Source organism: uncultured Gelidibacter sp. (assembly GCF_947500795.1).
Taxonomy (GTDB): domain Bacteria; phylum Bacteroidota; class Bacteroidia; order Flavobacteriales; family Flavobacteriaceae; genus Gelidibacter.
The window spans coordinates 273707-287503 of record NZ_CANMTE010000002.1; the positions used below are offsets into that span (position 1 = coordinate 273707).

Consider the following 13797-nt stretch of genomic DNA (forward strand, 5'->3'; position numbering starts at 1 on the left):
TGATTTTAAAATTAGTAGTAATATTGCATCCTCTTAACCGGTCCTATAGCTCAGTTGGTTAGAGCACTTGACTCATAATCAAGTGGTCCCTGGTTCGAGCCCAGGTGGGACCACAACCTACAGAATCCAACTTATTTATTTAAGTTGGATTTTTTGTTTTATAGCGCAATCCACTTCATTACAGCGTTATGAGCATTTTCCTCACAAGATTCACAACAAACTTTTTTACTTGATTTTTTTATTATCTTGTTGAGATTAAATGAGTAGGGAAATTATGACTTGTCTACACCTCAAGCGTATTTTCCGAATATTAATGTAACCTAAAGATTAAACCTCCAGCAATGATTTATTATTGGTTTCACATGTTTTACATTTTTACCAGTTTTGCTACTATCCACATACATTCAAAAAACGATAAATAACTTGAAAGAATTTAAAGGTACTTGGTTAATGATTAAAACAGGAGACGATTATTCCAAACCTGAATTAATTGAATTTAATGAAAATAAAGTTCTTCATTTTGGAGTTGGGGATGGATCGCACAATGGAGTTTTATCGAAAAACGAAATTTGGGTTGAAAATATATCTGACACAAGATTTGAACTTGTAAACGCAAACCGGATTAGGTTTTTTCACCATGGAAAGTTACATAAAGTAATAAGCGAAACGGAGTCAATTACTGTAGACAAAATTTTTGAGGTGGACTATGAACGCTTGGAACCTACTAAAACTGATTTATCCAAGATGGACATTGAGAAATTGGAATTTAACGTACAATGGAATAATGAACATATAAAGTTTGTTTTTAATAAGGATTTATATAGTGCAGCTATTCAGGAAGTTAACAAACGATTACGTAGAGAAGGTCGGAAATTAAGTCTTGAAAACCTTGACGGAACGTATTTCGGAGCAATTTATGATAATGGAGTAAGAGAAACTTTAATCCCAATTCGTGAAATTAGTAAGGAAAAATTAACGCTATATGGATTTCCGGAAAAACCTTACGAAATCACAGTGCCATGACAAAAATAGGCGAGCTGTATTGCCGCATTGTATGTACTGGAAAAAATGACCAGTAGCGACCACCGAAAATTTGTGGAAGGTCATTTATATCGCGACCGCCTTCAAATTTGGACAAATTAAAGTACTGTGGAAACTCCACAATAACAGAAAAGCCTTTCACGAAATTGAAAGGCTTCTTTGTTTAAGGTAATGACTTTCATTACAGTATTATTAGCAATTTTTAGAAAAGCCAACTTTCAAATTTTGTTTCAGAAGAGGTCTGTTAATTAAATCTCAGATTTTAAAATTTGGTTCTTTCTAATGAAAATCTCCAATGATATACCAAGGCTTTAACTTGAACGTAAGTGGAAGACTACTTTAAATAAATTTTAAAATGTTATAAGTCAGGGATTTTACTATCTTGGTGGGATAATAGGTGTATTGCTAACTGGTGATATATATGTGTTGTAAGCAATATCCCAAAAACATCATGCTGAAATAAATGTTTAGTTTTAAAAAGAATAATTTAAAGAAAATAACCTCATTCATTCGGAATTCAGAAGAAGTCCAAATTGATAATGAAGACAAGGAGGAACTAATCAAAATGATTAAATCAACTGTTGGCATTAAAACTAAATCGAGTGATGATAAAAACCTAAAAATTGGACAATCTAAGATTGGTGGAAAACCTGATTTACCAAAAGACTTTGAATGGCCAAGAGCAAATGAAAAACCAATGTTATTTTGTGCTCAATACAACCTTTCTGAAATTACGAGATTTGATAAAGAAAACGAATTACCAAAAAAAGGGTTTTTCTATATCTTTTTAAGTCTTAACGAAGAATGGAACGAATTTAATGGAATAAAGCAACCTTTTAAATTTATATTCAGCAAGAGTGAAAATCTAATTAGAACCGAATTTCCGAATGACATTAATGAAAATCAGACGTTTAAAACAGCCGTAATAGAGTATTTTGAGTATTACACAATTCCCCATTGGCAGAACTATAAACTATTTGAATTCGACAAAAAATATGACGATTTCAATTTCTACTTTATTGAACCAATTGAATTTTATATGATTGAGGAATTATATCAAGATTCTGATAATATGCATCAAATTTTAGGACACGATAGGTCTATTCAGTCAAGTGTAGTTTATGATTTCGCTTCAAAAGAATTGGGACTTTATGGTGCGGAAAGTTCTGAATATCAAAAACGGTGGAATGATATTTTAGAATTATCAAAAACATACGAATTGTTACTTCAATTAGACTGCTATGATTCAAATACTGATTTAACAAAATTTGGTGGAAGTGGAACTTATTATTTCGGACTATCAAAAACCGATTTAGAAAATATGAATTTTAACAATATAAAAATGTCGTTTCAAATGACATAAAATACTGCGTACAACAATGGGTATAAGCAATGCCTTGTTCTCGCCTACTTGGAAACTCCTGCGGAATTTCCAATGGCAAGTACCTGTTTGCAATTGTCCGTGACGAACCACGCCACTGCTCATACACGTAACGTTTTTCAGTAAAATAATTATGACCGAAGCACTAAAAACATACGAATCCACAATAAAGAAGAAACATAGCTTCCATTGGACGCCTAAATTTGAAGAAGAAATAAGAACTGATTTAAATAAAACAGTCATTATTCCGATTGTAATTAAAACCTTTGAAAAGTTAGGTTGGGATTTAGTTTATCAAGAAGAAAAGAACGCTGAAGCAAAACGAAAAAGTGGCTGGAATCGTTGGACTGAAAAAATCGCTGTTTCTTTCGACTATGGTAAATTGACCATTAAAAGTGTCTCACTCGGAAACGAAGTTTGGGACAATGGCAGAAATTCTAAAAGAGTAAAACTATTTATTCACGCATTTCAGCAAATTGAAAAAGAATACGACAGAGAAGCACTAGCTGAATTAGAGCAAGACGTTGAAAAATCAAATAATTGGGATCACTATGAAATTCCTGAAAGTTTACCACAACCTAAAACTAGAAAAGAGCCTCAAATTTGGATTCCAATTGTTGGAGGAATAATCACTGCTCTTTTATTAGGTTTTATTGTTGCGCTGCTCTCTGTAAAAGGAATTTATATTATTGGTCTTTTTGAGGTGAGTGTTGCAATTGCAATTGGTTTTGTACTAAAACAGTTAATTAAATTAAGTAATTACACGTTTTATGACTATTTACATTATCTGTTAATTGGAATGCTGTTGATGACTTATATTTCCAATCAATTTTTTCAATATCAAATCATCTTAAATGAAAATAACTTTCAACCTTTTAGCTTTTGGGAATTTATGCAAGCTAGGCTTGAAGCAGGACTAACACTCAAAAAGCTAAATACGGGTTGGATTGGATTATTAATCAGTTGGATTTTACAGTTAGTAATAACCTATTTTGTTGGTGTTTTAAGACTCGTTTCAAGTTTGACAGCTTATCAACTGGATAGAGTTCCTATGGAAGTTGTTGATTTTGCACTCTATCATTTTGTAAAAGAAAAAACAGAAGCACAAGTACGTACTGAATTGTCAAAAATGGGTTGGACTGAAAAACAAGATCAAGACGAAGTTTTTGAATCAATTGGAGCAATGCAAGGAGCCTCTGAACTCAATCGTATGGAATAAACTACCGCAATACTGTAAAAAACCTCACAATATAGCGTTGGTTACGCAGGATTAAATGTGGCTAAGTTTAATGATGCAAGTTGAGGATTAGTGGATTCCAAGTCCAAAATAATTTAAATATTAGAATTCTAAAAAGCGTAATTTCATTATCTTAGGTGTAGAATTTTCATCTCGACACTTACTATGACTTAAGCTTTGTGCGACCTGCAAACTCACCCAATTCTTCAAGGCCTTTAAATTTGAGAACATATGAAAAATCTAATCCTCCTACTGCTGAGCCTTTTTTTGGGCAATTTAGGTAGCTCTGCACAGCAAACGGTTGTGCAAACCAATAGCGATCATCATTCTCATGCTGGCACACATCATCTTGCTGTATTAAATGGGGCCACAACCAATTTCACGCATAAATCTACCGCCTATACGGTGGGGTTAGATTATGAATATCGCATTTCGGAAGTAATTGGGTTAGGGCTTCTCGCAGAATTGATTTTAGGTGATGCGAATGAGGTTTTGGTGGGGATTCCGGTATTCGTGCATCCTTATAAAGGTCTGAAATTAATTGCGTCACCTTTGGTTGCCTTTACGGCAGCACACAATAGTAATGGACATGAGCATAAAAAGGCAACTGATCTTTATTTTCGGATAGGCACCGGTTATGATTTTCATGTGAATAAACTATCGTTTGGTCCCTTGGTTAATTTTGATGTTGGAAAAACTACAGCCCTTAACTATGGCTTGTCATTTGGTTTCGGATTGTAAAGACTCAGAATAATTTTTATGTGCTACGACGTTAAAATATCTTTAGAATCACAATTAAAAAGAGCCGCCAGGAGAGGCGATGCATCTGCCGTGGATGAAATCATGGAAAAACTAATTCCGTTGACGGATTTGCCCTTATTTCACGCTTCTGGCTTTACGCATCCTGAAGTTTTAATCTACACGGACCGCTCTCCCGACTATCCTGAGGTTGCTACCTGGGGATTGGTACCGCATTGGGTGAATGACGCTGAGCAATTAAAAAAGACTTGGAATACCACCTTGAATGCCCGCGGGGAAACCATTTTTAAAAAACCGTCGTTTAGAGAATCCGCTAAAAACAGCCGCTGTTTAATCTATGCCGATGGGTTTTATGAACACCGTCACTTCAATAAAAAAACATATCCGTATTTCATTTTCCGAAAGGATAAAGAACCCATGATTTTTGCGGGATTATATAGTGAGTGGACCAATCCTGAACATGGCGGCAAGCTGAATACCTTTTCGATAGTGACGACTACGGCAAACACCATACTTTCAAAGATTCATAACAATCCTAAATTAAAGGAACCGCGCATGCCCGTTATTTTACCGGATGCCTTAGCCGATAAATGGCTGATTGGTTATGATGATCCTTTGGATAAAACGGCGTTAGAAGACCTCATTAAGGCCTATCCACATGATGCGTTGGACGCTTATACCGTGACTAAATTAAGAGGGAAGGACTATATGGGCAATACTGAAGAAATTTCTGAACCACTCTACTATGAGGAATTGCCAGCGCTGGAAATGGATTGAATTACTTATTTAGGTTGATTTAGAAGCGGATGTTCACATTAAAATTGTTGACTTCAAATCCTCAAATCCTCAAATCCTAAAATCTTCAAAAAATAAACAGGTATCCAAATACCTTATTTCGTCACGATACCATCAAAATTTTACCTACTCTTATTGTTTAGCGCCTGCTTTTATGGCATTATAAAGCACTTGTTGGATTTCTGTACGCGTGTTCAAATTATACAACCTGACATTATCACGTGTAGGCGACACTCGGTTGGACAGAAAAATATACAATAACTCCTCCTCCGGATCCATCCAAACCATCGTTCCTGTAAAACCTGTATGGCCGAAACTGCTTTCGCTGGCATCTGCTGCTGTATTGTTCACGATGCCCTCTTTGTTTGGACGACGTTTGTCAAAACCTAAAGCGCGTTTGTTATCGGAATCTGGGAATTGGGTTTTTGAAAAATTTCGCAGAGTTTCTTCTTCAATATAGCGTTTCCCACCATAGCTGCCCATGTTGAGGTACATCTGCATTAATTTTGCCAGATCCTTGGCGTTGGCAAATAGTCCGGCATGCCCTGAAACCCCACCCAGCATAATGGCACCTTCGTCGTGCACTGTTCCGTGAATGGGTATATGACGGAAATAGAAGTCATTTTCAGTAGGCACAATCTCTTTTAGGCTATATTTAGTTAAGGGGTTGTAAGTGATGCTGGTCGCGCCCAAAGGTTGGTAGAAATTGTGTTGCAAATACGTAGAGAAATCGTCGTCCACCATACTTTCTACCACGCGCGGCGCCAAGATGAAAAAGAAATCAGAATACACATAACGCTTCGTTTCAAGCAATGGCGATTTCCGAATGGCTTTTACGATTTTATCATCATAATTGCGATGCAAAAACATGTTTTTGGCAATTTTTACAGGGTATTGCGCGGAAGAATCTGACTTAATCGTCCACCACTTATAACTGCCGTTTTTGCGGTACAGGTTTTTGTAAAACGGTATCCACGACTGAAAACGTGCCTGGTGGGTCAGAATATCACGATAGGAAATATCGGCCTTATTACTGTTCTTAAAACTCGGCAGCTGATCCGCCAAAGTACCATCTAGATCAAACTTTTGTTCATCATATAACTTCATGACTGCCGCCATTGCCGACGAAATTTTGGTCACGGAAGCCAAATCATATAAATCTTCTTTTTTTACAGTGATGGTGTCATTATACGTGTGCAAACCGTAAGCTTTATGAAAGACTACTTTTTGATTTTTAGCCACCAAAATCTGTCCGCCAGGAATAGCTTTCTTTGCCATAGCCTGTTGCATTAACGAGTCGATGCCGCCGATTAATATCTCAGAATCCATTCCAACATCTTCAGGAAGCGTATAACTAAAGCGGAGGCCACCTTCAAGGTCCAATCCATCACCATATTTAAATTTAGTTCCCACGCTCACGGGTAATTTTCCAGAAGCGCCAATACCTCCAAAAATAAGTTGTGCGGTGAGTTCTTGGGACGCTTTCGAATCTTGGTACGCCACTATAAGTCCGTTAGCCTTTTCAATATACTCTAATTTATCGAGCACATACGGATTCTTGAAAAACGCTACAACACTCTGGTTTTTCTGGGAAAATTCGCTGATAAATGCCTGTACTTCTGTCGAAAATTTGAGCGTATTAGCGGGGCGTGTACTCTCGTTATGAATCCCTAGAATCACATGGTCATAGGCTTTAAGCTTCTCTTGCAATGCTGAAATATCCCCTGATGTGGCTACCATAGGCAACTGATAAGCGTCCACTTTTGTATAAAGTTTAAGGCTTTTCTGAAAGTTAGTTTCAGCTTTAGCGCCAATGGAAACGGACGCAAAGGTCACTTTATCCAAATCCTGAAAAGGCAGTAGATTAGCGTCATTCTTAAGCACTGTAAGCGACGCAGCAACCAATTTTCGGTGTAATAATAAGGCTTCAGGCGTGTTTAATTCGGCTACAATATGTTCCGAAGCGGTAGGTTGATACTGGTGTAATCCTACCCATTGTTTTACAGCCAATATTTTTCTCACTTTTCGGTCGATTTCTGCTTGGGAGATCAACCCTTTTTGAATGGCTTTTTTAATCTCTAAAATCGCGTGCGGCACACTTTCAGCAAACTCCAATACGTCATTTCCGGCCAGAATAGCATCTCTATCCACAATGCCTGGCGAATGGCCTTGAGTAACAGCTTTCATCGTCATGGCATCCGTCACGATGAGTCCTTCAAAACCCATTTTGTCTTTGAGCAAGTCCGTAACAATAGCTTTTGATAACGTTGAGGGTACCCCGGAAGCATCGAGCGCAGGAATGTTTAAATGTGCTACCATAACCCCACCAAGCCCTGCTTCCATAAGTTTCCTGAATGGGAATAATTCCAACGTATCCAAACGTTTTAATGAATGATTGATTTGTGGTAAAGCATAATGCGAATCAATGTCCGTATCACCATGTCCAGGAAAATGTTTGGCGGTGGTCAATACGAATTGGTCTTGCATGCCGCGCATATAAGCCGTTGCTTTTTGGGCGACATTGTGCTTGTTTTCTCCAAAAGAACGGTAATTGATAACCGGATTATTAGCGTTATTATTCACATCTACCACAGGGGCGAAATTGACATGAAGTCCTGTACGTTTTAATTGTCGCGCTACTTGAGTGCCCATTTCGTAAATCAGATTCTCATCTTGAATGGCGCCCAAAGCCATCTGAAACGGATAACTGATGGTATTGTCCAATCGCATTCCCAATCCCCATTCGGCATCCATAGCACCTAATAAAGGTGTTTTTGAAGCGTTTTGGTAAGTATTCATAAGTTTTACCTGCGTTTCAGGATCGCCTTGAAAGAAGATGAGTCCACCGATTTTCTGTTCCGCTATGAGCTTTAAAATGGCTTGTGTATGTTCCTCGCCTTTATTGGAGTAAGCGGGCACCATAATGAGTTGCGCAATGCGTTCTTCAACACTAAGGCTTTTCATAATGGAATCTACCCACTGGCTGTTTTCGTATTTTAAAAATTCGGGTTTTTCAAGAACTTTTGTTTGGGCAATAAGAACTTGTCCTGACAGTAGAAGTGTCAAAAAGATAACGATGGATGCTGTTTTTTGTATCATTTTACATCATTTTAAAATCCTTGCACAATATAAAGCACAAGGATTTTCTTTATTAAGAAGGTATTCGATTCTTAAATGTAAGTGATATGTAAAAGGCTACAAAATAAAAATGCAAATGAGATGTGAAGCTGTCAAAAATTATCATCTAAACTTGTCATCCAATCTTTGCTATCTTGAAGCGTTTGTGAAGAAAATTTCTACCACTCCACAAATGAAATCCCTAAACCGATTGTGGTTTGGTAATGGTTATAATCGATTAAATTTTCACCATAACCGCTAAACACCTGAAGATGGCCTCTCAGGTTGTTTCTGATAGGATACATATAGTTGAACTGAAAGCTGCCGTGATTGTCATTAAAGGATAGCGAATTGCGTAACAACAGATTCAAACTATGCCCATTTTTTCGGTAAATAACGTTCGCCTCTGCACGTCCTACATAATCACTAATTTCTGCATTGTCATCAATTTCTGGGTCCGAATCAACCCGAATCCATGGTTTTAAATAAATTTGAAAATTATCGTGCTCCATCGCAAAATGGAAGATAATTCTATTCCAACTTCTTGAAATTGGATCGGCTCTTCCGTTAGATTGATGGTTGAATGCAAATCCCGCCATCTTCGCTTGAAATCCTAAAAAATTAAAATCGAGAGGATAATTGATAATCAACTCAGGCTCATAATTGAGCTCCCTAAATGGTCGAGATAATTGTTTATTGTACACTTGCCAATAGGCAACTTGAGTATAACCCACCCATATATCGCCTTTCCCGAATAAAAACGACTGAATCAACTTCGTTTTAAAACTGATCTGAAATTTAGCTTCTGTAGAATGAAGGTCCACAGGTTCATCAAACGCCGGCGGTTCGCCTACACTTTGTGGCGTCTCATTAATTCGATTGCTCCATTTTGCCGGCAACACATAGAATGGCTTGTAGGAATTGAGTCGGAACGTTCCTGTCCGGTCTTTCGCATCAAGCTCCCAAGATTCAGATAAGGATTTGGTGACAATGGAATCTTTTTTCTTAAATAGGCCTTGAGCGCTTAGTGTCATTGAAAACGTCAGCATTAAGATGGTAAAGGAAGATCTAAAAAAGAGCATAAATTTAAGGTGTGATTAGTGTTGGTTATTTGTCAATTCCCGCGAGATATTTATCTCTTATAACTTGTCCCACGGGTTTGTTTTCAATTTTACTTTCGAGCCACGAGATGATGTCTAAGTATAAAAATGCACGCCGCTCATAAGGATGGTCCTCGTAGGTTTTTAAGGTTTTGTGAAGCTCGATAAAGGCGTTTTTTAAATCGTGCGGATAAATATCCTGCAAGCCTTTAATAAACTTTATCATTTCCTTTTGGACTTCATACAAATCATTAATCTTCAAAAGGAATTTATAGGTGCTTCGCAATAAGGTTTCCATATGATAATCCAATCCCGCTTCATAATGCGCCACAAGATTTAAAACACGTGCAAAACATTGTAAATCTTCGCGCATGGATAATGATTTGTTGGAAATGATCTTGTCCAAATAAAAGATACACGCCTTATTATTGCCCGCTCCAAACTGCATGCTGGCAAATTTATAGTAGAAAATCATTTTATGGTGCCCATCCAATCGGCTATTGAATTTCTTGAATTTTGTTTCAATTCTCGGGATGAGGTTAAGGCCTTCATCAAAACTACCGTCAATAAAGTGCTGATTGATCCTATGGAAATTAAGGTATAAAAACACCAATGCCTCTACATTTTCATCTTTTGGAAAATCTGGACTATCAATTTGATCTTCTAAAATGGCAAGACGTTTTAGGAACTTGGGTTTATTTCTGATAAAAAATAAGGCTTCCAACAAATAGTTATTCCCCTTCAAAAAGAAGACAGGATTCAAACTGATCATGTGTGGGTTATCATAAAATAAATTCACCCATTTGGAAGCATATTTAAAGCAATTCAAAAAATCTTGAAGTAAAAAACTGTACCACAAATAGGAATTGTAAAGCCATAATTTTTCTCTGAACCCTATTTTTGATATTTCGAATTTTGGTAGTCGGTCATTAAAATAGGCCGTCACCTGTTGCCCTTCCTTCGCATTTTTCACATAGCCCGATTTTAAAATGATGCTGTATAACTGCAGTGATAAATTAGAAAGTTTGCTGGTAATAACATTCAGTTCGCTTAATTCTTTGGCCTGAATGGTCAGCTCATCGGCACGCGTACTGATGCTTCGGGTAATGTATTGCGATTCGATAATTTTCTCGAGTTCCACAATTTCATAGGCCATGTTTTTCTCTTCATGCTGAATGGCGAGTTCTTTGGCCTTATCTAAAATTCGTAAGCTTTGTTTGTAAAGTCCTTTATGGTATAAAATGGAGGCGAAATCCAATTGCTCACGAATTTGGGAACGGATATTTTGATGCGATGGATTCAGTTTTAAGCTGATTAAAATCTGCTTATACAAATGCGCTTTTACATTCGCTAATTGCTGTTTTTTGACGATTCCCGTTTTGATAATCGCCGGTTCATCATAAGTTGTGGCTTTATCTAAAAAGTTAAAAAGATTCAAAAATTTAGAATCGGCGTTCACGCCCAAGCGTCCAACATACAATTTAAACTGTCGTTTTTCGGACTTGGTTAATGATTTCACCAATTGAAATAAATTATCTTTTTGCTCCTTAGTCATCACGTTAAAATAGCTTTTAATACAGTGTAAATCAAGTAGTTATAATGATTAAAACTGACTGAACATCGTAAAAGTCCAAACCTTCGGAATTTGAATTTGAATCCAAAGTATAAATTAGCTAGTCAATAGAAAAATAAAACGTAACAAATGTCTGATAATAATGTTCAAATTTTTGACACCACGCTGAGAGACGGAGAGCAAGTTCCTGGATGTAAACTGAATACAAAACAAAAGTTAGTTATTGCAGAGCAACTGGAAAATTTAGGTGTAGATGTTATTGAAGCAGGCTTTCCGGTGTCGAGTCCTGGCGATTTTAAATCGGTGGAAGAAATTTCAAAACTCATCAAACACACGACGGTTTGCGGATTGACACGAGCGGTTGAAAATGATATCAAAGTTGCTGCGGAAGCTTTAAAATATGCAAAATATCCGAGAATTCATACGGGTATTGGCACTTCGGCATCACACATCAAATATAAATTCAACAGTAATCAGGATGCCATTTTAGAGCGCGCTTTTGAAGCTGTTAAATTTGCGAAATCATTTGTTGAAGATGTCGAATTTTATGCTGAAGATGCAGGACGTACAGATAATGAGTTTTTAGCACGTGTTTGCGAAATGGCCATTAAAGCCGGCGCGACCGTATTGAATATTCCTGATACCACGGGCTATTGCTTGCCAACTGAGTATGGTGCAAAAATCAAATATTTAAAAGAAAACGTAAAAGGCATTGAAAAGGCAATTTTGTCTTGCCACTGTCATAACGATTTGGGACTGGCAACTGCCAATTCCATTGAAGGGGTGATTAATGGCGCCAGACAAATTGAATGTACGATAAATGGTATTGGTGAACGTGCAGGAAACACCGCGCTTGAAGAAGTGGTGATGGTGTTGAAGCAACATCCATATCTTAATTTGGATACGAATATTAAGACGCCGCATTTGTATGGCATCAGCCAGTTGGTTTCAGAAAGCATGGGTATTTATACGCAGCCTAATAAAGCCATAGTGGGCGCTAATGCTTTTGCACACAGTTCCGGAATTCACCAAGACGGGGTGATTAAAAATAGAGCAACCTATGAAATAATTGACCCTAAAGATGTTGGTGTTACTGAATCGGCTATTGTGTTAACGGCCCGTAGTGGTCGTGCGGCTTTAGCCTACCGAGCCAAAAATGTAGGGTACGAATTGACCAAGTTGCAATTGGATGATGTGTATGCCAATTTCTTGCATTTTGCCGATCAGAAAAAGGAAATCAATGACCAAGACATTCATCAGATTATTGAAACGAGTAAAGTATATCAACAAATAATTTCGGCTTAAGATGGGAAAAACCTTATTTGATAAAGTTTGGGATGCGCATGTGGTTGATACCATTAAAGATGGGCCGCAAATTCTATATATCGATAAACACCTGATTCATGAAGTAACCAGTCCGCAAGCGTTTAAAGAGCTTGAAGAACGCAATATTCCTGTGTTTAGACCTGACCAAATTGTAGCAACGGCCGATCATAATACGCCCACTTTAAATCAGCATTTGCCAATTAAAGATGAATTGTCCAGAAAACAGTTGGAGCAACTCTCTGAAAATTGTAAGAAAAATAATATCACCCTTTATGAATTAGGGCATAAATACAATGGCATCGTTCACGTTATGGCGCCAGAATTGGGCATTACCCAACCGGGCATGACCATTGTGTGTGGCGACAGTCATACCTCAACCCACGGTGCGTTTGGAACCATTGCCTTCGGGATTGGAACCAGTCAAGTAGCGCAAGTTTTTGCGAGCCAGTGTTTACTACTTACAAAACCTAAAAGTTTAAGAGTAACCGTCAATGGGAAATTGAAGAATGGGGTGTTGCCAAAGGATGTTATTTTATATATCATCTCTAAAATCGGCACCAATTCTGGTACGGGCTATTTTTGCGAATATGCGGGAGATGTGTTTGAAAACATGTCTATGGAAGGCCGGATGACGGTTTGTAATATGAGTATTGAAATGGGCGCTCGTGGCGGTATGATTGCACCTGACGAAACCACTTTTGAGTATGTTAAAGGGCGTGAATTTGCACCTAAAGGTGATGAATTTGATAAGAAAGTAGCCTATTGGAAAACTTTGCCAACTGATGCTGATGCCACATTTGACAAGGAATACTTTTTTGATGCTGCAGATATTGAACCGATGCTGACTTATGGCACCAATCCAGGAATGGGCATCAAAATTTCCGAATCCATTCCAGAAACTAATGATGCATCTTTTGAGAAGGCTTTGGACTACATGAATTTTAAGAAAGGTGAAACCTTAATTGGCAAACCGATCAATTATGTATTTATAGGCAGTTGTACCAACTCAAGAATTGAAGATTTTAGAATAGCGGCTGATTATATTAAAGGCAAGCAAAAAGCAGCGAATGTGACCGCTTGGTTAGTGCCAGGAAGTAAACAGGTGGAAGCACAAATTATTGAAGAAGGCTTGAAAACCATTTTTGATGAAGCAGGATTTGAATTGCGTCAGCCAGGATGTTCTGCGTGTTTGGCTATGAATGATGATAAAATTCCGCAAGGCGAATATTGTGTGTCAACTTCAAACAGGAATTTTGAAGGCAGACAAGGTCAAGGCGCACGTACTATTTTAGCGAGTCCTTTAATGGCGGCAGCTACTGCAGTAGAAGGTAAGATTATAGATATTACAAAGCAGTTGCAACACCAAGTGCGCCACGAATACACGGCGGTTTAAAGTGGTGATATTGAATTTGATTAAGATTCGTGAATTAGTGGTAAATAAAATAATAAGAATAAAAGAGATACCCGT

10 protein-coding genes and 1 tRNA gene are annotated in these 13797 nt (G+C 37.5%); 8 read left to right on the plus strand and 3 right to left on the minus strand.

Going from position 1 to position 13797, the window contains the following annotated elements; translation table 11 throughout:
- The first annotated feature begins 39 nt into the window (after positions 1–39).
- The 6 genes from Q0947_RS06435 (at position 40) to Q0947_RS06460 (ending at position 5195) form a co-directional block, all read left to right on the plus strand.
- A tRNA-Ile gene (locus Q0947_RS06435) sits at positions 40–113 on the plus strand.
- 310 nt (positions 114–423) lie between these two features.
- Positions 424–1023, plus strand: a complete 600-nt coding sequence (locus Q0947_RS06440; protein WP_299393830.1) for a hypothetical protein — start codon at positions 424–426, stop codon at positions 1021–1023.
- 481 nt (positions 1024–1504) lie between these two features.
- Positions 1505–2404, plus strand: a complete 900-nt coding sequence (locus Q0947_RS06445; RefSeq protein ID WP_299393835.1) for a DUF1963 domain-containing protein — start codon at positions 1505–1507, stop codon at positions 2402–2404.
- A 151-nt stretch (positions 2405–2555) separates the two neighbouring features.
- Positions 2556–3641 (plus strand): hypothetical protein, encoded by a 1086-nt coding sequence (locus tag Q0947_RS06450; protein WP_299393840.1) that lies wholly within the window; start codon positions 2556–2558, stop codon positions 3639–3641.
- 249 nt (positions 3642–3890) lie between these two features.
- Entirely contained in the window at positions 3891–4400 is a 510-nt protein-coding gene (locus tag Q0947_RS06455) for a hypothetical protein (protein WP_299393845.1), read from the plus strand.
- An 18-nt stretch (positions 4401–4418) separates the two neighbouring features.
- Complete coding sequence (locus tag Q0947_RS06460) at positions 4419–5195, plus strand: SOS response-associated peptidase (protein WP_299393850.1); 777 nt, start codon at positions 4419–4421, stop codon at positions 5193–5195.
- A gap of 150 nt (positions 5196–5345) precedes the next feature.
- On the opposite strand, the gene Q0947_RS06465 is transcribed toward Q0947_RS06460, so the two are convergent.
- The 3 genes from Q0947_RS06465 to Q0947_RS06475 form a co-directional block, all read right to left on the minus strand.
- Positions 5346–8312 carry a glycoside hydrolase family 3 N-terminal domain-containing protein gene (locus Q0947_RS06465; protein ID WP_299393855.1) on the minus strand — a complete coding sequence of 989 codons (2967 nt, stop codon included), beginning with the start codon at positions 8310–8312 and terminating at the stop codon, positions 5346–5348.
- Positions 8313–8509: 197 nt separating this feature from the next.
- A complete protein-coding gene (locus Q0947_RS06470) occupies positions 8510–9412 on the minus strand; it encodes a phospholipase A (RefSeq protein WP_299393860.1) in 903 nt (300 codons plus the stop codon).
- 25 nt (positions 9413–9437) lie between these two features.
- The gene (locus tag Q0947_RS06475; protein WP_299394991.1) at positions 9438–10985 is read right to left on the minus strand and encodes a hypothetical protein; all 1548 of its coding nucleotides are present in this window, start codon (positions 10983–10985) and stop codon (positions 9438–9440) included.
- A 147-nt stretch (positions 10986–11132) separates the two neighbouring features.
- Between Q0947_RS06475 and Q0947_RS06480 the strand changes: the two genes are divergently transcribed.
- Positions 11133–12308, plus strand: coding sequence for a 2-isopropylmalate synthase (locus Q0947_RS06480; RefSeq protein WP_299393865.1), 1176 nt, complete (start codon positions 11133–11135; stop codon positions 12306–12308).
- Position 12309: 1 nt separating this feature from the next.
- Positions 12310–13722: a 3-isopropylmalate dehydratase large subunit gene (gene leuC / locus Q0947_RS06485; RefSeq protein ID WP_299393869.1), complete on the plus strand. Its 1413-nt coding sequence runs from the start codon at positions 12310–12312 to the stop codon at positions 13720–13722.
- Positions 13723–13797: the final 75 nt, after the last annotated feature.